At 66.5% G+C, this 26,509-nt stretch carries 26 protein-coding genes; 19 read left to right on the forward strand and 7 right to left on the reverse strand.

What is annotated here, in order from left to right:
* Positions 1-15 precede the first annotated feature (15 nt).
* Positions 16-333, reverse strand: coding sequence for an ArsR/SmtB family transcription factor (locus ACQR1L_RS19610; RefSeq protein ID WP_434859554.1), 318 nt, complete (start codon positions 331-333; stop codon positions 16-18).
* 142 nt (positions 334-475) lie between these two features.
* On the opposite strand from ACQR1L_RS19610, the gene ACQR1L_RS19615 reads away from it, so the two are divergent.
* Genes ACQR1L_RS19615 through arsB form a run of 3 tightly spaced genes read left to right on the forward strand, consistent with a single transcriptional unit; the run spans position 476 to position 2,391 of the window.
* A complete protein-coding gene (locus ACQR1L_RS19615; RefSeq protein ID WP_434859555.1) occupies positions 476-838 on the forward strand; it encodes an ArsR/SmtB family transcription factor in 363 nt (120 codons plus the stop codon).
* Positions 831-1,358, forward strand: a complete 528-nt coding sequence (locus ACQR1L_RS19620; RefSeq protein WP_434859556.1) for an arsenate reductase ArsC — start codon at positions 831-833, stop codon at positions 1,356-1,358. Before ACQR1L_RS19615 ends, ACQR1L_RS19620 begins: the two co-directional genes overlap by 8 nt.
* 4 nt (positions 1,359-1,362) lie before the next feature.
* A complete protein-coding gene (gene arsB / locus ACQR1L_RS19625) occupies positions 1,363-2,391 on the forward strand; it encodes an ACR3 family arsenite efflux transporter (RefSeq protein ID WP_434859557.1) in 1,029 nt (342 codons plus the stop codon).
* 5 nt (positions 2,392-2,396) lie between these two features.
* On the opposite strand, the gene ACQR1L_RS19630 is transcribed toward arsB, so the two are convergent.
* Positions 2,397-2,633, reverse strand: coding sequence for a hypothetical protein (locus ACQR1L_RS19630; protein ID WP_434859558.1), 237 nt, complete (start codon positions 2,631-2,633; stop codon positions 2,397-2,399).
* Positions 2,634-2,916: 283 nt separating this feature from the next.
* Here ACQR1L_RS19630 and ACQR1L_RS19635 point away from each other — a divergent pair, with 283 nt between their 5' ends.
* The 4 genes from ACQR1L_RS19635 to ACQR1L_RS19650 all read left to right on the forward strand — a co-directional run bounded on the left by ACQR1L_RS19635 (position 2,917) and on the right by ACQR1L_RS19650 (position 5,961).
* The gene (locus ACQR1L_RS19635) at positions 2,917-3,222 is read left to right on the forward strand and encodes a PepSY domain-containing protein (RefSeq protein ID WP_434859559.1); all 306 of its coding nucleotides are present in this window, start codon (positions 2,917-2,919) and stop codon (positions 3,220-3,222) included.
* On the forward strand, positions 3,223-3,885 hold the full coding sequence (locus ACQR1L_RS19640; RefSeq protein ID WP_434859560.1) for a response regulator transcription factor: 663 nt from the start codon (positions 3,223-3,225) through the stop codon (positions 3,883-3,885).
* Positions 3,885-5,303, forward strand: coding sequence for a sensor histidine kinase (locus ACQR1L_RS19645; protein ID WP_434859561.1), 1,419 nt, complete (start codon positions 3,885-3,887; stop codon positions 5,301-5,303). The genes ACQR1L_RS19640 and ACQR1L_RS19645 overlap by 1 nt, the downstream gene beginning before the upstream one ends.
* Positions 5,304-5,412: 109 nt before the next feature.
* A complete protein-coding gene (locus ACQR1L_RS19650; protein ID WP_434859562.1) occupies positions 5,413-5,961 on the forward strand; it encodes a cytochrome b in 549 nt (182 codons plus the stop codon).
* A gap of 41 nt (positions 5,962-6,002) precedes the next feature.
* Here the strand turns inward: ACQR1L_RS19650 and ACQR1L_RS19655 are convergent, their stop codons facing one another.
* Complete coding sequence (locus tag ACQR1L_RS19655; protein ID WP_434859563.1) at positions 6,003-6,566, reverse strand: hypothetical protein; 564 nt, start codon at positions 6,564-6,566, stop codon at positions 6,003-6,005.
* A gap of 137 nt (positions 6,567-6,703) precedes the next feature.
* On the opposite strand from ACQR1L_RS19655, the gene ACQR1L_RS19660 reads away from it, so the two are divergent.
* The 6 genes from ACQR1L_RS19660 (at position 6,704) to pyk (ending at position 13,441) form a co-directional block, all read left to right on the forward strand.
* Positions 6,704-6,967, forward strand: coding sequence for a DUF3551 domain-containing protein (locus ACQR1L_RS19660; protein WP_434859602.1), 264 nt, complete (start codon positions 6,704-6,706; stop codon positions 6,965-6,967).
* A gap of 360 nt (positions 6,968-7,327) precedes the next feature.
* On the forward strand, positions 7,328-7,915 hold the full coding sequence (locus ACQR1L_RS19665) for a hypothetical protein (RefSeq protein ID WP_434859564.1): 588 nt from the start codon (positions 7,328-7,330) through the stop codon (positions 7,913-7,915).
* A gap of 245 nt (positions 7,916-8,160) precedes the next feature.
* Positions 8,161-8,439 (forward strand): DUF3606 domain-containing protein, encoded by a 279-nt coding sequence (locus ACQR1L_RS19670; RefSeq protein ID WP_434859565.1) that lies wholly within the window; start codon positions 8,161-8,163, stop codon positions 8,437-8,439.
* A 27-nt stretch (positions 8,440-8,466) separates the two neighbouring features.
* Positions 8,467-10,701, forward strand: coding sequence for a glycogen debranching protein GlgX (glgX, locus tag ACQR1L_RS19675; protein ID WP_434859566.1), 2,235 nt, complete (start codon positions 8,467-8,469; stop codon positions 10,699-10,701).
* 91 nt (positions 10,702-10,792) lie between these two features.
* A complete protein-coding gene (locus tag ACQR1L_RS19680) occupies positions 10,793-11,866 on the forward strand; it encodes a tartrate dehydrogenase (RefSeq protein WP_434859567.1) in 1,074 nt (357 codons plus the stop codon).
* Between the two features lie 156 nt (positions 11,867-12,022).
* A complete protein-coding gene (gene pyk / locus ACQR1L_RS19685; RefSeq protein WP_434859568.1) occupies positions 12,023-13,441 on the forward strand; it encodes a pyruvate kinase in 1,419 nt (472 codons plus the stop codon).
* A gap of 8 nt (positions 13,442-13,449) precedes the next feature.
* Here pyk and ACQR1L_RS19690 read toward each other — a convergent pair whose 3' ends face one another.
* On the reverse strand, positions 13,450-15,195 hold the full coding sequence (locus ACQR1L_RS19690) for a hypothetical protein (RefSeq protein WP_434859569.1): 1,746 nt from the start codon (positions 15,193-15,195) through the stop codon (positions 13,450-13,452).
* A gap of 332 nt (positions 15,196-15,527) precedes the next feature.
* Between ACQR1L_RS19690 and ACQR1L_RS19695 the strand changes: the two genes are divergently transcribed.
* Positions 15,528-16,340, forward strand: a complete 813-nt coding sequence (locus tag ACQR1L_RS19695) for a UDP-2,3-diacylglucosamine diphosphatase (RefSeq protein WP_434859570.1) — start codon at positions 15,528-15,530, stop codon at positions 16,338-16,340.
* A gap of 49 nt (positions 16,341-16,389) precedes the next feature.
* Positions 16,390-17,379, forward strand: a complete 990-nt coding sequence (locus ACQR1L_RS19700) for a threonine ammonia-lyase (RefSeq protein ID WP_434859571.1) — start codon at positions 16,390-16,392, stop codon at positions 17,377-17,379.
* Between the two features lie 11 nt (positions 17,380-17,390).
* On the opposite strand, the gene ACQR1L_RS19705 is transcribed toward ACQR1L_RS19700, so the two are convergent.
* A complete protein-coding gene (locus tag ACQR1L_RS19705) occupies positions 17,391-19,115 on the reverse strand; it encodes a caspase family protein (RefSeq protein WP_434859572.1) in 1,725 nt (574 codons plus the stop codon).
* Positions 19,116-19,271: 156 nt separating this feature from the next.
* Entirely contained in the window at positions 19,272-20,882 is a 1,611-nt protein-coding gene (locus ACQR1L_RS19710; protein WP_434859603.1) for a hypothetical protein, read from the reverse strand.
* A gap of 75 nt (positions 20,883-20,957) precedes the next feature.
* On the opposite strand from ACQR1L_RS19710, the gene ACQR1L_RS19715 reads away from it, so the two are divergent.
* The gene (locus ACQR1L_RS19715) at positions 20,958-22,145 is read left to right on the forward strand and encodes an MFS transporter (RefSeq protein WP_434859573.1); all 1,188 of its coding nucleotides are present in this window, start codon (positions 20,958-20,960) and stop codon (positions 22,143-22,145) included.
* Here the strand turns inward: ACQR1L_RS19715 and dgcA are convergent.
* Entirely contained in the window at positions 22,127-23,122 is a 996-nt protein-coding gene (gene dgcA, locus ACQR1L_RS19720) for an N-acetyl-D-Glu racemase DgcA (RefSeq protein WP_434859574.1), read from the reverse strand. The two genes, ACQR1L_RS19715 and dgcA, sit on opposite strands and share 19 nt — an antisense overlap.
* Before the next feature lie 156 nt (positions 23,123-23,278).
* Between dgcA and ACQR1L_RS19725 the strand changes: the two genes are divergently transcribed.
* The 3 genes from ACQR1L_RS19725 (at position 23,279) to ACQR1L_RS19735 (ending at position 26,221) form a co-directional block, all read left to right on the forward strand.
* The gene (locus ACQR1L_RS19725; RefSeq protein ID WP_434859575.1) at positions 23,279-24,412 is read left to right on the forward strand and encodes an MlaE family ABC transporter permease; all 1,134 of its coding nucleotides are present in this window, start codon (positions 23,279-23,281) and stop codon (positions 24,410-24,412) included.
* Positions 24,413-24,418: 6 nt separating this feature from the next.
* A complete protein-coding gene (locus tag ACQR1L_RS19730; protein WP_434859576.1) occupies positions 24,419-25,189 on the forward strand; it encodes an ABC transporter ATP-binding protein in 771 nt (256 codons plus the stop codon).
* 150 nt (positions 25,190-25,339) lie between these two features.
* The gene (locus ACQR1L_RS19735; protein ID WP_434859577.1) at positions 25,340-26,221 is read left to right on the forward strand and encodes an MlaD family protein; all 882 of its coding nucleotides are present in this window, start codon (positions 25,340-25,342) and stop codon (positions 26,219-26,221) included.
* Positions 26,222-26,509 lie beyond the last annotated feature (288 nt).

Consider the following 26,509-nt stretch of genomic DNA (forward strand, 5'->3'; position numbering starts at 1 on the left):
TTATACGACAAATCGTCAGGCGGCCGTGCTCGCGGCGCCGCAGCCGCGCTCCTCGACGCAGCATTCCGAGACGAGAAAGCCGAGCAGCGAGCGCATCACGTCGTATTCCGCATGACAGACCAGGGTGGTGCCCTCGCGAAGCTGCGAGATCAGCCCGACCGCGACCAGCGTCTTGACGTGATGCGACAGGGTGGACGCCGGGATCTTCAGCCGCTCCTGCAGCTTGCCCACGGGCATGCCGGCATGTCCGGCGCGCACCAGGGCGCGGTAGATCTTCAGGCGCGTGGTGTTGCCGAGGGCTTCCAGGCGGGCGGCGGCGTCATCGAGCTTCATGATCGCAGGATGCGGCAGAGCAGCGCCGGGAGTCAAACGATATTTCTAGAATATTGGAAATAAGCTATGACCGGTTGCCGGGTCCGGCATCGCCGCGCCTGCCGGCTTGACGCCGATCCAATATATCGATAATTCTGGATATATGGAAAATGAACAAGCCGTTCTGGCGCTGGCCGCGCTGGCGCAACCGACGCGGCTGCAGGCCTTCCGCACCCTGGTGCAGCACGAGCCCGAGGGGCTGCCGGCGGGCGAGCTCGCGCGCCTGCTCGAGGTGCCGCAGAATACGCTGTCGTCGCACCTTTCGGTGCTGGCGCGGGCCGGCCTCGTCGGCTCGACCCGGCACAGCCGCTCGATCGTCTACCGCGCCGACCTCGCGGCGTTTCAGCAGGTCGCGCTGTTCCTGCTCAAGGATTGCTGCGGCGGCCGCCCCGATATCTGCGCACCCGTGATCGAGAGCCTCACGCCGTGCTGTCCGCCGAAGCGGAAGGAGAAGAGCCGTGCCTGATCGCATCTACAATGTTCTGTTTCTCTGCACCGGAAACTCCGCGCGCTCGGTGCTCGCCGAATCGATCCTGCGCAAGGACGGCGCCGGCCGCTTCCGGTCGTTCTCGGCCGGCAGCACGCCGAAGGGCGCGGTGCATCCGCTGGCGCTCGAACTGCTCGCGCGCATGGATTATCCGACCGAGGGTATGCGCTCGAAGAGCTGGAGCGAGTTCGCCGCCGCCGGCGCGCCGGCGATGGATTTCGTCTTCACCGTCTGCGACAACGCCGCCGGCGAGGCCTGCCCGCTGTGGCCGGGGCAGCCGATGACCGCGCATTGGGGCATCGAGGATCCCGCGGCGGTCGAAGGCTCGGAGCTGGAGAAGCTCGCGGCGTTCACGACCGCCTTCCGCTATCTGAAGAACCGCATCGGTGCCTTCATCAACCTGCCGCTCGATCGCATCGACCAGCTCTCGCTCGCGACGCGGCTGCGCGAGATCGGGGCCGGCGAGGGCGCCACCTCGTCCCGCTCCGACGTGGCCTGATCCGATGACGACATTCGAACGCTATCTCTCGATCTGGGTGCTGCTGTGCATCGGCGTCGGCATTGCGCTCGGCCATCTGCTGCCGGGCGTGTTCGCGGCGGTGGCCGCGGCCGAGATCGCGCGGGTCAATCTGCCGGTCGCCGTCCTGATCTGGCTGATGATCATCCCGATGCTGCTGAAGATCGACTTCGCCGCGCTCGGCGGCGTCAGAGAGCATTGGCGCGGCATCGGCGTCACGCTGCTGGTGAACTGGGCGATCAAGCCGTTCTCGATGGCGCTGCTCGGCAGCATCTTCATCGGCCACGTCTTCGCGCCGATGCTGCCGGCGGGACAGGTCTCGTCCTACATCGCCGGCCTGATCCTGCTCGCGGCGGCGCCGTGCACGGCGATGGTGTTCGTGTGGTCCAATCTCTGCGAGGGCGAGCCGCATTACACGCTGAGCCAGGTCGCGCTCAACGACGTCATCATGGTGTTCCTGTTCGCGCCGCTCGTCGGCCTCCTGCTCGGCGTCGCCTCGATCTCGGTGCCGTGGACGACGCTGCTCCTGTCGGTGCTGCTCTACATCGTGGTGCCGGTGATCGTCTCGCAGCTGTGGCGGCGCGCGTTGCTGCGCAGCAAGGACGGCGCGTTCGAGCGCACCCTGGGGCTGCTGCAGCCGGTCTCGCTGCTGGCGCTGCTGGCCACGCTGGTGCTGCTGTTCGGCTTCCAGGGCGAACAGATCCTGAAACAGCCGGGGGTGATCGCGATCCTTGCCGTGCCGATCCTGATCCAGGTTTATCTGAACGCCGGCATCGCCTATTGGCTGAGCCGCCGGCTCGGCGTCGCCTGGTGCGTGGCCGCACCCGCCGCGCTGATCGGCGCGAGCAACTTCTTCGAGCTCGCGGTGGCCGCGGCGATCAGCCTGTTCGGGCTCGACTCGGGCGCGGCGCTGGCGACTGTCGTGGGCGTTCTCGTCGAAGTCCCGGTGATGCTGTCGGTCGTGCGCATCGTCAAGGCGAGCCGGGACTGGTACGAAGCCGGGCTGACGGCTTAGGGCCGTCAGCGGCGCGGCTCGTCCTGATCGTCGTCGTCGCCTTCGCGCTCCCGGCGGGCGGGCTCGTAGCTCAGCGTGCGGTCGTCGTGCCCGGCCTCGCGCCCGGCAAGCTGCGCCAACGCGCTACCATCGGCGCGCACCACCGGCACCAGCTCCGGCGCCGTCTCCTGACGGGCCTGCGCCACCGCAACGAGGCCACCGAACGCCGCCAGCACGATTGCCGACGCCAACGTGATACGCATGCTCACTCTCCGCACTTCACCGCGCCCGGCATTCGCCGGGCTGAAGGGGAGCGTGTCGCAGCCGCGCTGACGGCAACCTGTCGCGGGACGTCAGCGAATTGTCAGCTCGCCTCGGGCAGGGTGGCGCACGGGGTGCGAGTCTCCACCCTCGCACCGGTCTGGGGCGTAATTCCGACACCGGAACTTCACACTAAAAGCCATGCGACCTCCCTAGCATCTGCGAATGCCAGGCATCGCGGCCTGCTCCGGGACCATCATGCATTTGCCTCAAATTGGACGGTTCATGCGCATCACGATACTGGCGATGCTGATCTCGACCGCGGCGTCGGCGGCAACCGATGCGCGAGAGGACGATCGCGAGCGCCGCGATGCGGTGCGGCACGCGGTGGAAGCGGGGGACGTCCTGCCGCTGTCGCAGATCCTGCCGCGGGTGCGCGGCCGGATCGCGGGTGACGTGACGGGGATCGACATCGAGCGCCAGCGCGGCCGCTGGCGCTACGAATTTCGGGTGATCGGCCGCGACGGGCGCGTGCGCGAGGTCTATGTCGATGCGCGCAGCGGGGAGATCGAGCGGGTCGAGGAAAAGTAGATGCGTGTGCTGCTGGTCGAGGATGATCCGCGGCTGTCGTCCGACCTGTCGCGGACGCTGCAGGCGGCCGGCTATGTGGTGGAGACCACGGGGGATGGCGAGCAGGCCTGGTTTCTCGGCGACACCGAGGACTATGGCGCCGTCGTGCTCGATCTCGGTCTGCCGGGCATGGACGGCCTGTCGGTTTTGAAGCGCTGGCGCGGCGCGGGCCGCCACATGCCGGTGCTGATCCTGACCGCGCGGGCGAGCTGGGCGGAGCGGGTCGACGGCATCGATGCCGGCGCCGACGACTATCTGCCCAAGCCGTTTCGCAACGAGGAGCTGCTGGCGCGGCTGCGCGCGATCGTGCGCCGCTCCGCCGGCCACGCGGCCCCGGTGCTGTCGTCAGGCGATCTCACGCTCGACGAACGCCAGATGAAGGTCAGCCTCTCCGGTGTGCCGGTGGCGCTGTCGCAGCTCGAATATCGGCTGATCGCCTATCTGCTGCGGCACAGCGGCCGCGTCGTGCCGCAGCACGAGCTCGAGGAGAATGTCTACGGCCTCGGCCATGACCACGACTCCAACGCGCTCGAAGTGCTGATCAGGCGCGTCCGCAAGAAGTTAGGGGCCGACATCATCGAGACCCGGCGCGGCTTCGGCTACATGATCCCGGAAACCGTCTGATGAGGCTGGGTTCGCTGCGGCTGCGGCTGGTGGCGGCGGGCACCATCGCCATTCTGGTCGCGCTCGGAGTCGCCGGCTTCGGCATGGTCGTGCTGTTCAAGCGCCACGTCGCGCGCACGCTCGCCTCCGATCTCGACATTCACCTGCGCCAATTGCTCAACGGTCTCGAGGTCGACGGCGACGGGCGCATCATGGTGGCGCGGCCGCCGGCCGATCCGCGTTTCACGGTGCCGTTGTCCGGCCTGTACTGGCAGATTTCCGACGATCACGGCCAGTTGCTGCGCTCGCGTTCGCTGTGGGACACGATCATGCCGCTGCCGATCGATGAGCCCGGGCCGAGCGACGTGCATCAGCACGAGCTGATCGGTCCCGTCGGCGCGCGCGTGCTGGTCGCCGAGCGTGGCATCGTGATGAATCCGGACAAGCAGACCCGCGTCCGGGCAGCGGTCGCCTATGATCTCGACGGCGCCACCAGCGCCGTGCGCGCGTTTGCGAAGGACCTGTCGATCGCGCTCGCCGTGCTCGCTGCGATCCTCGCGGTCGGCACTTCCGTCCAGGTCAGCCTCGGCCTGCGGCCGCTGATGGTGCTGCGCGAGGGTGTCGCTGAAATCCGCAGCGGCCGCCGTCGTTATCTTCCGGTCGCGGTGCCCAGCGAGGTGGCGCCCCTGGTCGAGGAGGTCAATGCGCTGCTCGATGCACAGAGCCGCGAGATCATGCGCTCGCGCAGCCGCGCCGCCGATCTCGCGCATGGCTTCAAGACGCCGCTGGCGGCGCTCGCCGCTGATGCCGCGCGGCTGAAGGAGCTCGGCCAGTCGGAGCTCGCGCGCAACGTCGAGGATGTCGCGGAAGCGATGAGCCGCCAGGTCGATCGCGAGCTGGCGCTGGCGCGGCTGCGCGGCAAGGCGCGCGGCGAGCCGGAGGCGGCAACCGAATTGCGGCCGCTGGTCGACGCGCTGCTCGGCACGCTGGCGCGCACGCCGGCGGCCGCGCATGTCAGTTTCGACGGCGAGGTGCCCGAGTCCATGCGCGTGGCGATGGATCGCACCGATCTGGCGGAGGTGCTCGGCAATCTCCTGGAGAACGCCGCGCGCCACGCGACGAGCACGGTGCGCATCGTCGCCAGCGCAAGTCCGCTGATCGTGGCGGTCGAGGACGACGGGCCGGGCATCCCGGACGCGCAGATCGGCCGCGTGCTGGAGCGCGGCGGCCGGCTGGACGAGCAGGGGCCGGGCAGCGGCCTCGGCCTTGCGATCGTGCAGGACGTGCTGGAGGCCTATGGCTGGCGGCTGCAGATCGGCCGCTCCGAGCTCGGCGGCGCCCGGATCACGATCGCGCCCGCGGTCGTGTCGGCGCCAGCCGTGTCGCCGCCGCGTGCGCCGGCGCCTCACGCGGGTCAATCCATCCTGACAGCGGGCTGACATCGCGCGTCAGCCCCGCGACCCCCTTGCCCGGCTATTCCTCAGGTCATGCCATCCGCGCTCCGGCTGTTCCGGACGCGCGGTGCCCCCCTGCTGAAGGAAGCTGATCATGCGTCTTCGAAACTCCGCCAAGGCCTATGGCTCCGTCGCCATCGGGCTGCACTGGATCGTCGCGGTGCTGGTGCCCGCGGCCTGGATCTCAGGTCATCTCGGCGACATGCTGCCGCGCGCGTCTCACGAGATCGGGCTGTTCACGCACGCCACCCTCGGACTGTCGATGCTCGGCTTCGCGCTGGCGCGCTTCGCCTGGCGCCTCGCCGATCCGCCGCCGGCGCCGGTGGCGACCAAGTTCGGATCCTGGACCGTTCACGCCGGCGAGATCGCGCATCTGCTGATCTACGGCATCATGTTCGCCATTCCGGTCCTCGGCGTCCTCACCCAGTTCGCCCGCGGCGAGGCGCTGCCGGTGCTCGGCCTGTTCCACATCGCCTCGCCCTGGGCCGGCGACCGCGGCTTCGCCCACGACATGAAGGAGATGCACGAGGCGCTCGCCAACGGCCTGATGATCCTGATCGGCGCCCATGTCGCCGCCGCGCTGCTGCATCACTACTGGCTGCACGACCGCACCCTGAGGCGCATGGTGCCGGGCTTGCGGTGACGTGTCGCGATCCCGGCATGATGTGCGCTGTCCCCGTGGGATCAGGAAGCGGACGCGTCGGGATCGTAGCCCTGAAGCCGGTCGACCAGCCGGATGATGGCCCGCACCACGATCATCGCGAGCGACAACATGCTGAGAAAGATCAGGGCCACACCCGGCGAGTCCCACTTCGGGAAGCGCTCGAAGATGCCGATCTCCCGGTACAGAATGAGCCCGTCGATGTTCATCTTCAGGATCAGGAGCAGCAGCGTGGTCAGCAGGATCGCGACCGGCGCGGAGCGGCGGAACACGTACAGAGCGAAGCTGGGGGCCAGGAGTGGGATGCCGAAGAGAAGAACTAACCAAACGCCCGCATAGATCCCATGATCGAGATCATGGGATCTCAGGGAATCCCGATGAAATGTGAGCATGATGCAAAGCAGGTTGGCGACCGCCCCGAGCACCGCTATAGCGGGCACCAATCTGCGGCGCAGCGTCGACCAGAGGGCTTTATCCGTCATCTCCCATCCTCGCCCGGCAATATCCCGAATGTTCGAGGCAGCCCGTGGCGGGTGGCCTGCGCCGCTCTCGGTCTCATCTTCGTCCGCGCGGCTGAAGATCGCCATGGCACGTTCGTGCTATCGGCTGGCGGCAGATCATTGGCAGGTCGCCGCGCTTGATGAGGGGCTGCAGAACTTCGCGCGGACCAAGCCGCTCCTCAGCCCTTTTCGAACGGGGCATCCTCGTGCCAAGATGTGCCATGATGCGCGCGCTCTTCGTCATGGCTTCGATCACCGTGCTGGCAACCGTTCCAGCCGCGGCCCAACAGTTCAACGGCAATGATCCGGTGTGCCTCCAGCTCTGGGAGTGGGGCGGGTCGAGCACGATTTCGTGCGAGTACAGATCGTGGGAGGCTTGCAAGGTGCGGGCGACCAGCCTGTCTGCCATGTGCCTGCTGAACCCTTATGTGCAGCGCCCGTCGGAGCAAAGTCCGGCTGAGCGACGCCGTCGTCTGCCGGCTCGATAAGCGCCAGACTTTCACTTTCCCGATCCCGTCAGAGCTCTTGCATGGCCTTGACGATGCGGATGAGACCGGCATCGATGCTTGCGACCTGCTTCTGCAGGTTTTCGATCGATGCTTGCGAGTCCAAGACCGCAGCGACCGTACCACAGCTGGCGCAATGCAATACGGATATGCCTCGCTGCTCTCCGAGTGGCACGATATGACCTCGCTGAAACGTGTGCCCTTCGCATTTCGCGCACGTCGGACTTGTCATGTTCACACTCCCGAATGTCCGCACGTCCAAGAAGCCGTTGCGCACTGCGTCGCACGCCGAATGGCCGTTCATAACACAAGACCGGCCTGTGCTCACGCTGGAACGATCTGGTGCAGGACAAAGTTGTCTCAATGCATTGGACTGGCGCGGATGTTTCGCTTTTTAGGGCAGCCGACCTTTTTCCCCACGTCATTCCGGGGCATCGCGAAGCGATGAGCCCTGAATCCATAACCACGAACGGTGATGGAGCGCGAGCCGCCCGCTACAAGCATTTCGGGTCTCATGGATATCGTGAGCATGGATTCCGGGCTCGCGCTGACGCGCGCCCCGGAATGACGGCAGAGAAATACGGTGCGGGCGCTTCCCATAAAAATAATTATGTTGCTATTTTTCAGAATTCATGGTTCACTGTCGCATCCCGTGCTCCTCGAGAGGGACGCTTCGCGATCGTCACGGAACGTTGGGCGCGGGATGCGGTGGCTGCGGGCCTGTTGCAGCGTGGGGAGACCTGCGCGGACGAACGGCGGGCTTGCGGACGTGAAGACGCGTGGTCCTGGCGCCCCGATGCTGGCGCCAAGTCGCGGGCGATGATCCCGCTGATGACGGTGGCTACAAGCCGGACACCGGGGAGATCGCGTTATAAGCGTGAAAACCATCGCGCGGGGAATGCCGGGATGTCTCGGCTGAACCTGTGGTGACTGCCGCCTGCTTTCTTTTCTGCAGGCGGGCCATGGGGCGGCCAGCTCCCGGCATTCCCCGTGCCCTCTGCCTGGTCAGAGGGCAACATCGCCGACATCACTCGGGCGGATGCCGCCGCGAGATCGATTTCGCTCATCTTATGGATTCGACATGTCTCTATCGACCGTATCCGCTTTGTCGCAGTGCGGCCGCGCGAGGGAACCAAATTCCGGAGCCGTGGTTGACCTCATGCAGGAGGAGCCACATGCGCCGTCCCAAAATCCAGCCCATCCGCAACAAGCTCGATCTCACCGACAAGGTCCAGGTTCGTATCGTCACGCGCCGACTGCGCGTCACCCAGGCCGAACTGGCCGAGATCGTGGGCCGCATCGGCAATTCCATCGCCGCGATCTCCAAGGAAGTGCATCTGCAGCGGACCAAGACGTCCGTGCCGGCCGATGTGCCACCCGCCGAGGTCATCGCCTCCGTGGCCGCAACCGAGACCGTTGCAGCCGAGGCCGTTGTGACATCCGAAACACATTAGACGACTTAAACCGGGCAGGGGGCATCCATGGATCAACTCACTGACAGGGCCGACGCCCTGACGCAGGCCGCTTTCAGTTTGCGCAAAGCGAAGATCAGCGAAGGGCGGCCGTTTCCGCTCGGCGCGACCTGGGACGGGCTCGGCGTCAACTTCGCGATCTTTTCCGCGCACGCGACCAAGGTCGAGCTGTGCCTGTTCGACGAGACCGGCGAAACCGAGCTGGAGCGCATCGAACTGCCCGAATACACCGACGAGGTCTGGCATGGCTATCTGCCGACCGCGCGCCCCGGCACCGTCTATGGCTACCGCGTCCATGGACCCTACGAGCCCGACGCCGGCCACCGCTTCAATCCCAACAAGCTCGTTATCGATCCCTATGCCAAGCAGCTCGTCGGCCAACTGCGCTGGGGTCCGGAGCTGTTCGGCTATCAGCTCGATCATGCCGACAAGGATCTCTCGTTCGACGACCGCGACAGCGCGCCGCTGATGCTGAAGTGCCGGGTGATCGATCCCGCCTTCACCTGGGGCACTTCGCGCAAGCCGGAGATTCCGTGGGAGCGGACGATTTTCTACGAGATGCACGTCAAGGGATTCACCAAGCTGCATCCGCTGGTGCCGGAGGCCGATCGCGGCACCTTCGCTGGACTCGCACACCACGACATCCCGGCCTATCTGCGCTCCCTGGGCATCACCTCGGCCGAGCTGCTGCCGATCCACGCCTTCATCGACGACAGCTATCTCGTCGACAAGGGCCTGCGCAACTACTGGGGCTACAACTCGATCGCCTTCTTCGCGCCGGAGCCGCGCTACCTCAAGACGCCCTACGCGACCGAATTCAAGACCATGGTCAACCAGTTCCACGCCAACGGCATCGAGGTCATTCTCGATGTGGTCTACAACCACACCGCCGAGGGCAACGAGCTCGGCCCGACCCTGTCGTTCAAGGGTATCGACAACGCCAGCTACTACCGGCTGCTGCCAGACCAAAAGCGCTACTACATCAACGACACCGGCACCGGCAACACGGTGAACCTGTCGCATCAGCGCGTGCTGCAGCTCGTCGCCGACTCGCTGCGCTACTGGGCGACCGAGATGCGGGTCGACGGCTTCCGCTTCGATCTCGCCACCATCCTCGCGCGCGAGCCCTATGGCTTCGACGAAGGCGGCGGCTTCCTCGATGCCTGCCGGCAGGACCCCGTGCTCTCGGGCGTCAAGCTGATTGCCGAGCCCTGGGACATCGGGCCGGGCGGCTATCAGGTCGGCCAGTTTCCGCCGGGCTGGGCGGAGTGGAACGACAAGTTTCGTGACACCACGCGCGCGTTCTGGAAGGGGGACGGCGGCACGATCGCCGATTTCGCCAAGCGCATTTCCGGGTCGGGCGATCTGTTCAACAAGCGCGGCCGCCGTCCGTGGGCAAGCGTCAACTTCATCACGGCGCATGACGGCTTCAATCTCAACGACCTCGTCTCCTACAACGACAAGCACAACGAGGCGAACGGCGAGGACAATCGCGACGGCCACAGCAACAACCATTCGTGGAATTGCGGCGTCGAGGGGCCGAGCGACGATCCCGAGATCATCGCGCTTCGCGAACGGCAGAAGCGCAACATGCTGGCGACGATGCTGCTGTCGCACGGCACGCCGATGCTGCTCGCCGGCGACGAGTTCGGGCACACCCAGGACGGCAACAACAACGCCTACGCCCAGGACAACGAGATCAGCTGGCTCGACTGGATGGGTATCACGGCGCCGGGGCGGCAATTGCGCGAGTTCACGCGCAAGCTGATCGCGATGCGCAAGGCGTTTCCGATCCTGTACCGCTCGCGCTTCCTGGTCGGCTCGCTCAACGAGGAGCTCGACGTCAAGGACGTGACCTGGCTCGCGCCGTCGGGCGAGGAGATGACGACGGAGCAGTGGACCGACGGCAACGCGCGCTGCTTCGGCATGCTGCTCGACGGGCGCGCCCAGGAGACCGGTGTCAAGCGCCGCGGCTCGGATGCGACCTTGCTGCTGATCTACAACGCGCATTTCGACGTCGTGAACTTCACTTTGCCGTCGGTGCCCGAGGGGCACAATTGGCTGGCGCTGATCGACACCAACCAGCCTGACGCGCAGGTGCAGCCGCTGCCGTTCGGCCATGTCTACGAGGTCACCGGACGTTCGCTGCTGGCGCTCGGCCTGTCGTCCGAGCAGCAGCCGATGCGCGGCCTGCGCCACGGCCTCGGCGCGCTGCTCGACATCGCGGAGTCGCCGCTGGGATAGTGCAGCGCACAGCCTCGCCATCTTGTCGTTGGCGAGGCGACATGCGAGAGCTGTCCGGGTGAAACGCCCGGACAGAGGTTGAAGACAGACAATGCGCACCCATTCCATCGCCGCCATTCCCGCCGACGGCATCGGTCCCGAGGTCATCTCCGCTGGAGTCCGCGTGCTCGAGGCGCTCGCCAAGCGCAGCGGCGACATCAGCTTCAACGTCAAGACCTTCGACTGGGGCTCGGACTACTACAAGAAGCACGGCGTGATGATGCCCGCCGACGGCCTCGCTGAACTGAAGGCATTCGACGCGATCTATTTCGGCGCGGTCGGCGCGCCCGATGTTCCCGACCACATCACGCTGTGGGGCCTTCGTCTGCCGATCTGCCAGGGTTTTGATCAATACGCCAATGTGCGGCCGACCAAGATCCTGCCCGGCGTCGCCTCGCCGCTGCGCAATGTCGGCGTCGGCGATCTCGACTGGGTAATCGTGCGCGAGAACTCGGAGGGCGAATATGCGGGCATGGGCGGCCGCGCGCATCGCGGTCTTCCGGAGGAGGTCGGCACCGAGGTCGCGGTGTTCACCCGCGTCGGCGTCACCCGGATCATGCGCTACGCCTTCAGGCTCGCGCAGTCGCGGCCGCGCAAGCTCTTGACGGTTGTGACCAAGTCCAACGCGCAGCGCCACGGCATGGTGATGTGGGACGAGATCGCAGCAGAAGTGGCGCGCGAATTCCCTGATGTGACCTGGGACAAGATGCTGGTCGACGCGATGACCGTGCGCATGACGCTGCAGCCGAAGACTTTGGACACCATCGTCGCGACCAATCTGCACGCCGACATCCTGTCAGATCTGGCCGGCGCGCTCGCCGGCAGCCTCGGCGTCGCGCCGACCGGCAACATCGATCCGGAGCGGCGCTTTCCGTCGATGTTCGAGCCGATCCACGGCTCGGCCTTCGACATCACCGGCAAGGGCATTGCCAATCCCGTCGCGACGTTCTGGACGGGCGCGCAAATGCTCGAGCATCTCGGCGAGAAGGAGGCTGCGATCAGGCTGATGGCGGCGGTCGAAAAGGTGTGTGCGGCCGGCATCCTGACGCCGGATGTGGGCGGCAAGGCGACCACGAAGGAGGTGACGGACGCGGTGATCGACGCGATCCACGGCTCGAACGTCTGAGACGTGCGATCCGTCCGTACAATCTCGGCGTGTCCGGGGTTGCGCTTGCAATGGACGCCGCGGGCGGTATATCAGCCGCTCCACTGCGTCCACGCGTGCCAGAGGGCATGCGCGTCATAGAGATGCGATAGTCGGGTTGGGGAGAAAGGACACATCATGCGTCGTCACCGTCGAGCCAAGATCGTCGCGACCGTCGGCCCCGCCAGCAATTCACCGGAGATGCTGAAAGCGCTGTTTCTTGCCGGCGTCGACACGTTCCGCCTCAATTTCAGCCACGGCACGCAGGCCGATCACGCCAAGGTCCACGCCGCGATCCGCGCGCTGGAGAAAGAGGTGCAGCGGCCGATCGGCATCCTGATGGATCTGCAGGGACCGAAGATCCGCGTCGGCACCCTGCGCGACAAGAAGATCCAGGTCGAAGCCGGCGAGACGATTCGGTTTGTCCTGAACGGCACCGAAGGCGACAGGACGTCGATTCCGCTGCCGCACCCGGAAATCTTTGCGGCGGTCGCGCCCGGTCACGATCTTCTGATCGACGACGGCCGCGTGCGCGTGCGCGTCACCGGGCTCGGCGACGACTGGATCGAGGCCAAGGTGATCGTCAGCGGCGCGATCTCCAATCACAAGGGCGTCAATCTCCCCGGCACCATTCTCGAGCTGTCGCCGCTGACGGCGAAGGACCGCTCCGATCTCGCCTTCGGCCTCGACCTCGGCGTCGACTGGGTGGCGCTGTCCTTCGTGCAGAAGCCGTCCGACGTGATCGAGGCGCGAGGGCTGATCGACGGCCGCGCCGGCATCATGTCCAAGATCGAGAAGCCGGCGGCGCTGGATCGCATCGACGACATCATCCAGCTCTCGGATGCGATCATGGTGGCGCGCGGCGATCTCGGTGTGGAAATTCCGAATGAGGACGTGCCGGGCAAGCAGAAGGAGCTGGTGCGCGCCTGCCGGCTGGCGGTGAAGCCGGTGATCGTGGCGACGCAGATGCTGGATTCGATGGTGGCGACGCCCACGCCGACGCGGGCCGAGGTCTCGGACGTCGCGACGGCGATCTATGACGGCGCTGACGCTGTGATGCTGTCGGCGGAGTCGGCGAGCGGGCAGTATCCGCGTGAGGCGGTGGCGATGATGGACAGCATCATCAAGGCGACCGAGAAGCACAAGATGTACGCCTCGATCATCCAGGCGACGCAGCCCAACGAGGAGCAGACGCCGCCGCATGCGGTGGCGACCGCTGCGGCCGACCTCGCCTCCGCGATCCATGCCAAGGCGATCGTGGCCTACACGTCGAGCGGCACCTCGGCCTCGCGCGTGGCGCGCAAGCGGCCGAGCCTGCCGATCCTCGCGATCACGCCGAACGAGGACACCTCGCGCCGCATGTGCCTGTTGTGGGGCGCGCACAGCGTGCTGTCGCAGGACGTGCAGAGCTACGAGGAGATGGTCGAGCGCGCGACGTTCTTCGCCGTGCAGGAGGAATTCGCCGACAAGGGCGACCTGCTGGTCGTCGTCGCCGGCATCCCGTTCGCGCAGGCCGGCACCACCAACAATCTGCGCGTCGTCACCGTGCCGAGATAGGAGATCGATCAGGCCGCCGGTTCGGCGGCGAAGACGCAGAGACGCGGTGTGCGGAACAGAGGGGAGCGATCGGCCGGAACGGCGGCGCAGCGGTCGATCACATAGGCGATGCCGTTGCGATTTGCGTAGGCGAGGCGCTGATCGAGCGAGGTCAGTTCTCCGACGTCGGTGTAGCGGGTGAGCCAGATGGGGTAATAAGACGGACTCCACATCGCCCCCGCGCCGCGCTTGTAGTCGACCCAGACGCGGCGATGGGCTTCCGTTTCGAAGATGCTGGCCCGCGTCAGCGCCGCGTCGCGGCGCTCCTGATCGGGATCCTCACCAGGCTTCGGCGTGGCCCGGGCCGGAGTCAGGAAGATCGCCGAAGGCGGTGTCGCGCCGCGCGCCCAATCGCTGAGAGCACGCCATTCGGCGAGGCTCTCGGCAAGCTGCCGGTCGACCGCGTAGTTGACCCGCGTCGCCATCGGAAACACGACCAGTGCCGCGACGGCAATGGCCGCGTAGCCGGCGAGACGAACGGGACCTGCACTCGGCGACCAGCGTTCGACAACGGCGGGTCCGAGCAGAATGAGGGGAACGCTGAGGACGAAGGCATTGGTGCGTGAGGTCAGGACCAGCACGACGACCGCGCCGAGCAGAAATAGGGGGCGCCGGTCATCGCGCAACCAGCGTGTCGCCAGCGCAGCGGTCGCGAGGCCGGCGACGAGATGGATGATGCCGCTCGATCGCAGCAGATGGAGGTTGAGCAGCGTCGGCGAGGTCGACAACAACGGCAGCGCCGCGCCGAGCGCATAGAGTAGCAGAAGGCCGGCGAAGGCCGCCCGCAGCGGCTGCGACGTGGCGCCGAGACGGTAGAGCGAGGCGAGGCCCAGCAGGATGATTCCACCGAGGGCGACCAGCTGGGATGGAGCGATGGTGTCGATCAGGACGTGCTCGCCGAAATACTGGCGCAGGTAGTGCGCATAATCGAACGCGATCGGCCGGCCGAATTCCGGGTTGCCGAGGATGTTGGCAAGGACGGGGAGCGTCAGCAGCAGGCAGGGCACGAGGCCGAGCAGCACGTCCCGGCACAGGACCTTCAAGCTGATCTGCCCGCGGACGAGTTGGCTCACCGCCATGCATCCGATCGGCAGCACCAGCCACACGGCCATGAAGGCGTTGATGAAGAACGTCAGCCCGACCAGCGTCATCGTGCCGACATAGCGGCGCTTCGCCGCAAAGTAGATCGCGAGCAGGGTGGTGCCGTTGGCGATTTCCGAATGCGTGAAAGTGTTCAGAAACAGCCCGCCCATCCCGGCAAAGCTGCTTCCGACCAGGAACGCGGTCATGGAGATCACGAGGCTGAAGACGATCCTGTCCCGCAGAGTATGGATGCCCAGCAGCGACGCGCAGCACAGGAAGCCCAGGAAATTGACCAGGCGTGACAGGAACGTCAGTGAAAGAAAGATCAACTCCTGCCTGCCGACATCGGCGGATCCGAGCGGCAGCATCCAGACGCCGGAGGCGAAATGGCGGAGCGACTGGATGAAGGCGTCATCGCGAAACTGGGGTTCGTCGTACAGGCGCGCGAGGATCGGCAGGTGAAAGACGTTGTTGTCGACGCCGAACGCAAACCCGGTGTGAAGCAGCGAAAGGATCGATGCGACGGCCGCGATCAGGACAGTCTCGACCGCTGCGCGCGCGGTGTCGGACTGTCCGCGCTCGGTTTCCGATGCCGGCCATCTGGCGAGATCCGGAATGAACTCCGTCGTCATCGGTCCTTGGCCATGGGAGGAACGGGTTTTGCGGGCAATTTCGGTCAACATGAACCAGGGGTCGTAAAGTATTCCTGAAAGTATGAACGCGCAGCGCTCCTCTGGAGGCCCCAGGAAAGGCCAACGCCGTCGCACAATCTTTGTGCGGCATGGCCGCGCGATGTCCCGTTGAGCGCCGCTCCTGTCGCCTGATTGTCGCACCGCGCTGGTATCGCGGGGCAGTGGCGGGGGACAGCGCGAGTCGTCGCGCATGGTGTCGGAAGCGGCAGGATGGGTTCTGCCGAACTGACCTTGTCATTGCGGTGTCATCAGGGACTGTTAGGTGGGCGCGCATGGGACTTGAGACTGCTGGTGAAGAAAGCCCGACGCGGCGCTTTCGTACGCTCTTCATCTCCGACGTTCATCTCGGGGCCCGCGGCTCGCAGGCCAATCTTCTCGTCGATTTCCTGCGTCACCACGATGCCGATACGATCTATCTGGTCGGCGACATCATCGACGGCTGGGCGCTCAAATCGAGCTGGCACTGGCCCCAATCGCACAACGATCTCGTCCAGAAGATGCTGCGCAAGGCGCGCAAAGGCGCCAAGGTCGTCTACGTCCCCGGCAATCACGACGAGTTCCTGCGCGGCTATTACGGCACGCATTTCGGCGGCATCGACGTCGTCGAGAACATCGTGCACACCGGAACGGACGGCAAACGATACCTCGTCATTCACGGCGACATCTTCGACCTCGTCGTGCAGAACGCCCGCTGGCTCGCCCATCTCGGCGACAAGGCCTATGACTTCGCGATCCAGATGAATCGCCTGGTGAACTTCTTCCGCCGCATGTTCGGCGTGCCGTATTGGTCGCTGTCGCAATGGGCCAAGCAGAAGGTCAAGAATGCGGTGAACTACATCGGCGCATTCGAGACGGCGCTCGCGGCGGAAGCCCGGCGGCATGGCGCCGATGGCGTGATCTGCGGCCACATCCATTGCGCCGTGATCCGCGACCAGGATGGCATCCGCTACATGAACTGCGGCGACTGGGTGGAGAGCTGCACGGCACTCGTGGAGCATGAGGATGGCCGTTTCGAGATCCTGACCTGGACCGATCCGCAGCGGCAGCCGGCCCCGGTTCCGCAGCTCACGGCCCGCGCCGCCTGAAGGCCGCGCCCGGCTTGCCTCGCGGTGATGGGGCGCGGTAAAATAGGGCATGACAGCCCATGCCCCGATCCTGCCCGTCACCGTTGCCGATATCGATGCGGCGGCGGCCACGCTCGCAAATGTTGCCGTGCGCACGCCGCTGCTGCCGGCCCCGGTCCTCAGCGATCGGCTGAAGGCCAACGTGTTCGTGAAGCCGGAGGTGCTGCAGCGGACCGGCTCGTTCAAGTTCCGCGGCGCCTACAACAAGCTTGCCTCGATTCCCGAGACCGATCGCGCCAAGGGCGTCGTCGCGTTCTCCTCGGGCAATCATGCGCAGGGCGTCGCCCATGCCGCGCAGCTGTTCGGCATGGATGCCACGATCGTCATGCCCTCGGATGCGCCGGCCGCCAAGCGCGAGCGCACCAAGGCTTTCGGCGCCGATGTCGTGCTCTATGATCGCGACCGCGAAGATCGCGAGGCCATCGCGCGTGAGATCGCCGCGAAGCGCGGTTCGACGGTGGTGCCGCCTTACGACGATCCCTTCGTGATCGCCGGGCAGGGGACGGTCGGCCGCGAGATCGCGGAGGATCTGTCGGCGCTCGGCTTGTCGCCGGATCTCGTGATCGTGCCGGCTTCGGGAGGTGGATTGCTGGCCGGGGTCTCGACCGCGGTGAAGGCCCGTTTTCCGAGCACGCAGATGGTCGTCGCCGAGCCCAAGGGCTTCGACGACCATGCGCGCTCGCTTCGGGCCGGGCACCGCGAAGCCCATGACGCGAAGGGCCGTACGATCTGCGATGCCCTGATGGCCGCCATCCCCGGCGAGATCACCTTCGCCATCAACAGCCGGCTGCTGTCGGCGGCCGTTGAAGCCTCGGACGAGGAGGTAGGCCGGGCGGTCGGTTTTGCCTTCAGGGAGCTGAAGCTCGTCGTCGAGCCCGGCGGGTCGGTCGGGCTGGCGGCCGTGCTCGCCGGTCGTCTGGACGTCGCCGGCAAGACGGTGGTGATCGTTCTCTCCGGCGGTAATGTCGATGCCGAACTGTATGCGAAGCTGATTGCCTGAAGCGCGCGGCGTCAGCGAAAACCGAGACCGCCGCGTGCAAATCCTCCACCCGCAGGACGCGGGCCGGACTGGACAAAATGGGGTGATCCAGCGCCGCGCATCGTTGACGGACTTCGCGCGAACGTCGGGCGCTGGGAATTCATGGTCTTGAACGGACCGGAATTGCCGGGCACCGGACGCCGGGCCTCTCGGCTTTCGAACGGACGTCCCGGCGGAAACCGTTTGAGGGGATCACGCTGAATCCTTGTCGCGCCAGGCGGATTCGCGGCCGGTCCGGTCTTGTCGACGATCTTGGACTGGCCAGGAGGCCGCGGCTCGAGCATCTTGTTGGGAGCCGTGTTGCCGAGAGGCTTGTTGCCCGTGATCACCGTCGTGGGGACCGGCTGACGCGGCGGGATGTTGGGGGGCGGCAATCTCGGCAGCGGGCCGGGCCGGCTCTGCATCTGCTCGGCCGGAGCGAGAGGCCGCGCCGCCGGCATGATCTGCGGCGACATCATCAGACGGCTCGGCTGCAACACCGGGATGGGCCGAGGCTGGGCCTGCAGGCGCAGCGCGACGGGAGCGTAGGGGCTGTCGGCGTAGGTTTCGCTGAAGCTCTTGTAGGCGGCCGGCGAATTGGCCAGCACGGTCTGGTGCCACGCCGTCGCCTGAACCAGGCCAGCGAGCACAGCACGGATCCGGTCCGCGAGCGGGTCGCGCGGATAGAGCTCGATGAACTCGCGATAGTATTGCGGGCGGTTCTCGGACAGGACGTAGTCGTAGGCCTGCCGCACCGACCGGCTGGGCAGGTTCGCCGCCATCTGCACGACCGGCGCCTTGTCGGCAGGGCGGCCGGCTGCAACCAACGTGTCGCCGAAGAAGGTGAAGTCGCTGGTCAGCGATGAACTCTCCCACGGCGTCTGACGTCCGTCGGTGCTCTGGTTCACCTGCAGGCGGATGCGCTTGAACATCTGCTCGATCGGCAGGTTCGGCTGGCGCGCGAGATTGAGAAAGGCCTGCGTATAGGGACTGTGCTCGCCGCGGCCGTCGAGCGCCTCTTCGCCGGGCGACGTCGAATAGCCGACGATCGAGCCGTTGGGCGCATCGACGATCGCCAACCCGCGTCCGGCATCGTTGACGGCAGGAAACGGATTGTTGCGGCAGGCATCGAGCACGACGATCCGCATCCGGCTCGGAATGGCATCGAGCGTCGCCATCAGGTCGACGAGACGGACCGTGCTTGTCGTCAGATCGGAGGGGGCGGAGATGCGGGCGTCGACGGGAATGAGATAGTTCTCGCCGGCGAGCTGGATGCCGTGACCGGCGTAGTACACCATCGCGACTGCATTGGGCCCGTGCGCCGCCAGCCGGCTCGAGAAGTCCTGCACGACCTGCACCATCTCGCTCTGCGTCAGGTCGGTGGCGGTGATCACTTCGAAGCCGGCCGAGTTCAGCAGCTTGGCGACGGCATGGGCGTCGTTGTCGGGATTTTCCAGCCGCGGCGCGTTCTGGTACTCGCCATTGCCGATGACGAGCGCCACGCGCGGCTCGACGCCCTGGGGGGACGCGATGGCCGTGCTCTCGGCCATTGCCGGCGCGGGCGAAGCAAGGGCGCGGGGCGCGGCCTGAAGGATATCGAGGTCGCTGTTAGCAGCCCAGGTCGCGTTCGGACCGAGCCAGGCCGTCAGGCCGAGCAGCGCGGTCGCGAACAGCGATGTCCAAGACAGTCCTTGGCGACGGACGGGCGTGATGGACACGGCGTTCTCCTCAAGCATCCACGACGTGATGACTTGAGGATCAAGCTATGAGGAGAGCGAACGGACGTACGTGATCCGAGTCACCCAGCGACCGGAGCGTTCGCCGCTGACATCGTCGCAGCCGCCCGTACGTCTCGCAGGGGCGAGCGGCTCGAGTTACGAGAAGAAGGCGACCTTCTCGGGCTGGGTCATGCGGCGGATCGGGGCCAGCGCATCGTTGGCCGGCGCCTGCGGCCGCTGCAAAACGCCGTTCGACAGCAGCGTCGAGCCCAGCGACGGCTCATAGGCCGGCTTCGGCATGGCATAGGAGCTGGTGCTGACTGCCGCAGCAGCCGGATAGCTCGCCGGCGCGGCCGGCGTCAGGTCCGCCTGCGGGAAGGCAGGGGGCGGAGGAGCAGCCATGGCGGCCGCCACCGCGGCCAGAGTCTCGGCAGCGATGGACTCGGGCAGCGGCGCCGGCGCATCCGGAACCGCTGTTGGGGCCGTGGGCGGCGCTGTTGCCACTGGCGCGGCGGGCGCCGGTGAAACGGGTGCCGGTACAACGGGCGCCGGCGCGGCGGCTGCCGGCGCGGGAGGAGCCACGGGCGCCGGAGGCGGTGCAGGCGCGGCAGGAACAGCCGGCGCCTTGAGGTCGGTCGGTTCGACGTCCGCGGCCACATCAGCCAGACCGGGATCGCGGAAGCTTGCCACGATGTCGTCGTCAACCGAGGTCGGCTCCTCGATATCGAAGCCGAGTGTGCGAGCCCGGTTGAAGTCCTCGTCCAGGATCGGATCCGGCGCGCCCATTTCGGCTGCGACCAGCTCCAGAATCGCCTCGTCCTGCGCCTCGGCAGCTGCAGCGTCCTCCAGCTCCGCTACCGGAGCCTGCTGCTCGATGTCCGCGAGCGCCTCGGCGATCGACGGCGCGGCCACGGCCTCAGGCGGGGAAGCGGGGATGGCTGCCTGCACTGGTTCGGCTTCGCCGGCCTCGGACACAATTGCCACGGTCGCGGCGGCTGTTTCGATCGCCTCGATCGAGGCGACAGCTGCGACCAGCGGGCTGGTGGCTGCGAGTGGAGATGCAGCCGGCGCCGGCTGCTCTGCCGCGCTCTCCGGATGTCGCGCTGTCTCGGGCTCAGGAAAGACGAGGGCATCGACGATCGGAGCCGCCGCGGCTTCTTGCGGTGCTGCCGTCGCAGCCATCTCGTGAGCTGCCGGAGCGGCCTGGACAGGACGCTCGTCGAGTTCCTTCAGCCGCGCCTTGATGATCTCGAAGGCCGCCAGCAGCGCGACCTTCGGGTCTGCGCTGGCAAGCTGGTTACAGGCGAACTCGATCGAGGTGACCTGCGAGTCGATCAGGTCGCAGATCCGGGAGTCGGCGCCGATCTCGCGCCAGCGCCAGGAGATTTCCTTGATGATCCGGGTGCCCTTGCGCACCGGAGCCAGATTCTGCTCCAGCGCCATACTGTCGACCGCGGAGGCGGCCGCAAGAGCGGCATCTTCGACGGCAGCACGGATGACGGCCAGCACTTCCGGCAGAGCCTTGCTGTCAGCCTGTTCGATCTCCTGCTGCTGCTGGCGTTGCGACGCCAGCGCGTGCTCGATGCGGGCCACCGCGTCGAGCACCATGCTGGTGTCGGCATTGCGATTGCGCTTGGCATACTCGCCGAGGAACCAGCGGCCTCGGGACGTCTCCATGAAGGCATCGCGGATCGCCTCGTAATCAGCCTCGTTCGGCTGCGCCGCACGGGCGGAAATCGGCGAAAGGGCGAACACTTCATCGACCATGGCAAACCCATCGCGCAAATTGCTGCGCGTTGGCATAACGATCACCATGATATTGATCGAATCGCAATTGAATTGATGCCACTGTCCCGACAAATCTCCACCACAACGCCGGTATTGTCGCGCCGATTCGCGGGCAGGTTGGGCCTGTTCTATGGGGCCGTGTTCGTGCTGTCTGGCACGCATCTGCCGTTCTTTCCCGTGTGGCTACGGGCGATCGGGCTCGACGCCGGATGGATCGGCGTGATCATCGCCGTTCCGGCCGTGACCCGCTTTACCGTCCTGCCCATGATCACGGCGCTGGCGGAACGGCGGCAGGCGCTGCGCAGCGCGATGCGGGTGACCACCTTCGCCACTGCGACCGGCTTTGCGGTGCTCGGCTTTCAGCAGCAGCCATGGCTCGTCTTTGTCGCGTATGTGATCCTCTGCAGCCTGTGGACTCCGGTCGTGCCGCTGACGGACGCGTATGCGCTGCGTGGTGTTCTCAGCTTCGGTTTGAACTACGGCCGCCTGCGGCTCTGGGGATCCGCGGCCTTCATTGTCGGCACGCTGCTGTGCGGTGCGCTGGCCGACATCGTGGCATCCTCGGAGCTGATCTGGATCATCGTTGCGGTGGCGCTGTGCGGTGCGGCGAGCAGCCTGCTGCTGCAGGCGCTGCCGCCGCTGCCGCGCAGTTCAGGTCCGGCGCAGGACGGTCGCAGCCTGCTGGGCAGGCCGAGCTTCTTCTGCATCATCGGCGCTTCGGCGCTGATCCAGGCCAGTCACGCCGCCTACTACACGTTCTCCGCGATCGAATGGAAAGCGCAGGGGCTCAGCGGGCTCACGATCGCCTGGCTCTGGACCATGGGTGTGCTGGCGGAAATCGTGGTGTTTGCGGTGTCGCCGCGCCTCACGCTGGCGTCTGCAAATTTGGTCGTGATCGGCGGGGTGGCGGCGGTGCTGCGCTGGGCCCTGACGGCGCAAGAGCCGCATGCGCTCGGCCTCGCGGCGGTTCAGATCAGCCACGGTTTTACGTTCGGACTGACGCTGGTCGGAACCATGGGACTGCTGGTTCGCCAGGTCCCGCCGCAACTGACGGCGCGAGGGCAGGGCTACTACGCTGCGGCCAGCGGCGTCGTCGGTTCGGCCGCATCGGCGCTGTCGGGGCCGGTCTACGCGGCCTACGGGCCCGGCGTCTACTACGTGATGGCGGCCATGGCCGGGGCCGGCGGCGCGCTGATGTGGTTGGCGCGCCCGAGCCTCGCGCGTCAGCCCCACAACGCCTGATCGGGTGGATAGACCAGGCTGCCGTCGTAGTGCAGTCCGTGCGCACAATCCTCGGCCAGCAGCAGCGGACCGTCGAGATCGACGAAGCGCGCCAGCGGCGTCAGCAGCATGGCCGGCGCCATCGACAGCGACGTGGCCACCATGCAGCCCACCATGATCTCGAAGCCGAGCGCACGCGCCGCGTCCGCCATCGCGAGCCCTTCCGTCAGCCCGCCGGTCTTGTCGAGCTTGATGTTGACGGCGTCATAGCGCCCGCGCAGCGCGTCGAGTGAGTTGCGGTCGTGCACGCTTTCGTCGGCGCACACCGCGAGCGGCCGCGAAATGCGCGCGAGGGCGTCGTCCTGCCCGGCCGGCAATGGCTGCTCGACCAGGGTGACGCCGGCCTCGGCGCAGGCGGCGAGATTGGTTTCCAGATTGGCCTCGGTCCACGATTCGTTGGCGTCGACGATCAGTTGCGATTGCGGCGCGGCCGTGCGCACGGCCGCGATGCGTGCCGGATCGCCGTCACCGCCGAGCTTGATCTTGAGCAGGGGGCGATGCGCCGCCTTTGCGGCTGCCTTGGCCATGACCTCGGGCGCGCCGAGCGAAATCGTGTAGGCCGTCACGCAGGGCTCCGGCGCGCGGCGCCCGAGCAGGTCCCAGATGCGCCGGCCGCTGCGCTTGGCTTCGAGATCGAGCAGCGCGCAATCGAGCGCATTGCGCGCCGCGCCCGGCGGCATCGCCGTCTGCAGACCGTCGCGATCGAGACCGGAGGCGAGGGCGCCCTGCATCGCGAGCAGCGCGCTCAACGTCGCTTCGGGCGTCTCGTCATACCGCGGGTAGGGGACGCATTCGCCACGGCCGACGATCGCGCCGAGCCGCAGCTCCGCGATGACGGTGACGGCCTCTGTCTTGGCGCCGCGACTGATCGTGAAGCTGCCGGCGATCGGCCAGCGGCCGACATGAGCGTCCAATGTGGGAAAACCGTTCGAGGTCATGATCAAGTTTGGCCGATTGTGAACCGGATTGAGCCGCTTGGGGACTTGCGTGCGGGGAGCGACTATGGCTGTTGATGGGGGTCTCCGGCAAGGTGGTGGCGACGCGGTGGGATTTTTCTCGTCAAGCAGCGGACATCTGACGTTCCGAGGATTGCTGTGAAGGGCGGCCCCGATCTGCAGAGAAGCGGTGAAGGCAATGCGCTGTCGCTGCGCGCGACCGGCGCCTGGACTGCGCCGTTCGCGCCGTCGCTGGAGCGGCTCGTTGCCGATGCCGAGAAGCTTGCCGGCAAGAAGGTTGATGTCTCCATCGACGTGTCGCAGGTTTCGAAGCTCGATACCTTCGGGGCCTGGCTGATCGAGCGGCTGCGCCGCAGCTTCACCACGGGAACCGTCGAGGCCAGGATCGACGGCCTGTCCGCGAACTACGCCAGCCTGGTCGACGAGGTGCGCCGTGTCAGCGCCGCGCCCGATGGCGATGCGACCACGGTGACCATCACCGGCATGCTCGGGCAGATCGGCCGCAGCGTCGCCGGTATCGTCGGCACGGTGGCCGCGCTGATCGACATGCTCGGCGCCGTGATCGTCGCCAGCGGCCGGGTGTTGATTCATCCCGGCAGCTTCCGCCTGACCTCGACCATCCACCATCTGGAGCAGGTGTGCTGGCGCGCGGTGCCGATCATCGTGCTGATCACCTTCCTGATCGGCTGCATCATCGCCCAGCAGGGCATCTTTCATTTCCGCAGGTTCGGCGCCGACATCTTCGTCGTCGACATGCTGGGTGTGCTGGTGCTGCGCGAGATCGGCGTGCTGCTGGTCGCGATCATGATCGCCGGCCGCTCGGGGAGCGCCTATACGGCCGAGCTCGGCTCGATGAAGATGCGCGAGGAGATCGACGCGCTGCGCACCATGGGCTTCGATCCGATCGAGGTGTTGATCCTGCCGCGCATGCTGGCGCTGGTGATCGCGCTGCCGATCCTGTCGTTCCTCGGCGACATCGCCGCGCTCTATGGCGGCGGGCTGGTCGCATGGTTCTATGGCGGCGTCGATCCCGAGGCCTTCCTGCTGCGGCTGCGCGATGCGATCTCGATCGATCACTTCACGGTGGGTCTCCTGAAGGCGCCGGTGATGGCCGCCGTGATCGGCATCGTCGCCTGCGTCGAGGGCTTGGCCGTGCAGGGCAGCGCGGAGTCGCTCGGGCGTCACACTACGTCGTCGGTCGTGAAGGGCATCTTCTTTGTCATCGTGATGGACGGCGTATTCGCGATCTTCTTCGCGGCGGTCGGGATGTGATCTGACATGACGCAGGAGGTCTCCGATCCGATCATCCGCGTGCGCGACGTGACCGTGCAGTTCGGCAAGACGCGCGTGCTCGACGGGCTCGATCTCGACGTCAAGCGCGGCGAGATTCTGGGCTTTGTTGGTCCCTCCGGCGCCGGGAAATCGGTGCTGACCCGGACCATCATCGGCTTGGTGCCAAAGCTGTCGGGAAAGATCGAGGTGTTCGGCGTCGACCTCGATGCCGCCGATCGCGCCGGCCGCCGCGCCGTCGAGCGCCGCTGGGGCGTGCTGTTCCAGCAGGGCGCGCTGTTCTCCTCGCTGACCGTGCGGCAGAACATCCAGTTCCCGGTGCGGGAATATCTCAAGGTCTCGCAGCGGCTGCTCGACGAGATCATGGTCGCCAAGCTGGTGATGGTCGGATTGCGGCCCGATGTTGCCGATCGTTTCCCGAGTGAATTGTCCGGCGGCATGATCAAGCGCGTGGCGCTGGCGCGGGCGCTGGCGCTCGATCCCGAACTCGTCTTCCTGGACGAACCGACCTCCGGGCTCGACCCGATCGGGGCAGGCGATTTCGACGAGCTGGTGCGCACCCTGCAGCGCACTTTGGGACTGACGGTTTTCATGGTAACCCATGATCTCGACAGCCTTTATACGGCCTGCGACCGCATCGCGGTGCTGGGCGACGGCAAGATCATCGCCGCGGGATCGATGGCCGACATGCAGGCCTCGGAGCATCCGTGGCTGCGGCAGTATTTCCACGGCAAGCGGGCTCGCGCCGTGATGGGGTAGCGTACAGCGCCCCACGGACGAATTTTTGTGAGCGGGAGTGGGGACTCCCGCGACCAAGTTGATGGGGTGGGTGCCGCGGTCCGGCGCCATCCGAGATCGCACGGCGGCGGCTGGGATGTCCGCTGAGACGTGCTTGTACCGGAGTTGGTAATGGAAACGCGGGCGAATTACGTCCTGATCGGATCGTTCACGCTGGCCGTGCTTGCCGCGGCGGTCGGCTTCGTCCTGTGGTTCCAGAGCCTGCACACCACCAAGCAGCGCAGCCCGCTGCGCGTCGTGTTCGAGGGGCCGGCCGCGGGCCTGCGCAACGGCGGCAGTGTCAATTTCAACGGTATCCGCGTCGGCGAGGTGATCTCGGTCAAGCTCGACAATCCGCGCCGCGTCGTGGCGCTGGCAATGGTCGAGAACAACGCTCCGATCCGCAAGGACACGCTCGTCGGTCTCGAGTTCCAGGGTCTCACCGGCGTCGCTGCCATTTCGCTGAAAGGCGGCGAGGAAGCCGCGCCGCCGGTGCCGCTCGATGAAGACGGCGTCCCGCTGCTCCGCGCCGATCCGACCCGGCTGCAGGATGTCACCGAGGCGATCCGCGCCACCTTGCAGAACATCAACAAGGTCGTCGCCGACAACCAGGAGGCGGTGAAGAACTCGATCAAGAATCTCGAGGTCTTCACCCAGTCGCTGGCGCGCAACTCCGAGCGCATCGACGGTGTGATGAGCCGCGTCGACGGCATCATGGGCAAGGCGGATACGTTGATGCTCGGCCTCAACACGCTCGCCGGCGGCAAGGACGGCGGCGAGCTGTTCCTGACCGTGAAGTCGATCCGTGAGCTCGCCGAGGATTTCGACAAGCGCTCCGGCGCCCTGATGGCCGACGGCCGGCGGACGCTCTCCGACATCAGCCGCGCCGTGAACAATTTCGATCGCAACCCGACCCGCGTCCTGTTCGGCGCCAGCAGCTCGACTACGAGCCCGAGCAATGCCCAGGCCTCTCAACCCGCGCCCGCCGCGCCGACGACAAGTGGGCGGCGCTGAGGGATTGGCGAGTAGCGAATGCGGCGTAGCGAGGAGGGCGAGCGAGCCCTGACGCTGTGCGCCGCTGGCGTTGGCTTTCTGGTGTTTTGTCTGCTCTGACATCTCCCAGTATCGGCATCGTGCGCCGCCTGCAGGGGGGGAGGGTGACACGGAGGTCGCGGCGCGTTCCGTCGTCATCATCAGGGTTGGCGACGATCGCGCGGAGCGGCCGCACCACCTCATCTCGATCATGAACCGGAGCATGATGCCTTTCCGCCAAATCGCTTTGGCGCGGGCGACGGGCTGGCT

The organism is Bradyrhizobium sp. HKCCYLR20261 (assembly GCF_051168435.1).
In the GTDB taxonomy this organism is placed as follows: Bacteria; Pseudomonadota; Alphaproteobacteria; order Rhizobiales; family Xanthobacteraceae; genus Bradyrhizobium.

Bases quoted from the DNA above. Each gene is read 5' to 3' on its own strand.
- ACQR1L_RS19610 (WP_434859554.1), bottom strand. From the start codon at position 333: ATGAAGCTCGATGACGCCGCCGCCCGCCTGGAAGCCCTCGGCAACACC.
- ACQR1L_RS19650 (WP_434859562.1), top strand. From the start codon at position 5,413: ATGCGTCTTCGAAACTCCGCCAAGGCCTATGGCTCCGTCGCCATCGGG.
- ACQR1L_RS19670 (WP_434859565.1), top strand. From the start codon at position 8,161: ATGCGCCGTCCCAAAATCCAGCCCATCCGCAACAAGCTCGATCTCACC.
- ACQR1L_RS19715 (WP_434859573.1), top strand. From the start codon at position 20,958: ATGCCACTGTCCCGACAAATCTCCACCACAACGCCGGTATTGTCGCGC.
- ACQR1L_RS19660 (WP_434859602.1), top strand. From the start codon at position 6,704: ATGCGCGCGCTCTTCGTCATGGCTTCGATCACCGTGCTGGCAACCGTT.
- ACQR1L_RS19700 (WP_434859571.1), top strand. From the start codon at position 16,390: ATGACAGCCCATGCCCCGATCCTGCCCGTCACCGTTGCCGATATCGAT.
- ACQR1L_RS19640 (WP_434859560.1), top strand. From the start codon at position 3,223: ATGCGTGTGCTGCTGGTCGAGGATGATCCGCGGCTGTCGTCCGACCTG.
- ACQR1L_RS19730 (WP_434859576.1), top strand. From the start codon at position 24,419: ATGACGCAGGAGGTCTCCGATCCGATCATCCGCGTGCGCGACGTGACC.
- arsB (WP_434859557.1), top strand. From the start codon at position 1,363: ATGACGACATTCGAACGCTATCTCTCGATCTGGGTGCTGCTGTGCATC.
- ACQR1L_RS19710 (WP_434859603.1), bottom strand. From the start codon at position 20,882: ATGGTCGATGAAGTGTTCGCCCTTTCGCCGATTTCCGCCCGTGCGGCG.
- glgX (WP_434859566.1), top strand. From the start codon at position 8,467: ATGGATCAACTCACTGACAGGGCCGACGCCCTGACGCAGGCCGCTTTC.
- ACQR1L_RS19735 (WP_434859577.1), top strand. From the start codon at position 25,340: ATGGAAACGCGGGCGAATTACGTCCTGATCGGATCGTTCACGCTGGCC.
- ACQR1L_RS19690 (WP_434859569.1), bottom strand. From the start codon at position 15,195: ATGACGACGGAGTTCATTCCGGATCTCGCCAGATGGCCGGCATCGGAA.
- dgcA (WP_434859574.1), bottom strand. From the start codon at position 23,122: ATGACCTCGAACGGTTTTCCCACATTGGACGCTCATGTCGGCCGCTGG.
- ACQR1L_RS19635 (WP_434859559.1), top strand. From the start codon at position 2,917: ATGCGCATCACGATACTGGCGATGCTGATCTCGACCGCGGCGTCGGCG.
- ACQR1L_RS19695 (WP_434859570.1), top strand. From the start codon at position 15,528: ATGGGACTTGAGACTGCTGGTGAAGAAAGCCCGACGCGGCGCTTTCGT.
- ACQR1L_RS19680 (WP_434859567.1), top strand. From the start codon at position 10,793: ATGCGCACCCATTCCATCGCCGCCATTCCCGCCGACGGCATCGGTCCC.
- ACQR1L_RS19645 (WP_434859561.1), top strand. From the start codon at position 3,885: ATGAGGCTGGGTTCGCTGCGGCTGCGGCTGGTGGCGGCGGGCACCATC.
- ACQR1L_RS19655 (WP_434859563.1), bottom strand. From the start codon at position 6,566: ATGGCGATCTTCAGCCGCGCGGACGAAGATGAGACCGAGAGCGGCGCA.
- ACQR1L_RS19630 (WP_434859558.1), bottom strand. From the start codon at position 2,633: ATGCGTATCACGTTGGCGTCGGCAATCGTGCTGGCGGCGTTCGGTGGC.
- ACQR1L_RS19615 (WP_434859555.1), top strand. From the start codon at position 476: ATGGAAAATGAACAAGCCGTTCTGGCGCTGGCCGCGCTGGCGCAACCG.
- pyk (WP_434859568.1), top strand. From the start codon at position 12,023: ATGCGTCGTCACCGTCGAGCCAAGATCGTCGCGACCGTCGGCCCCGCC.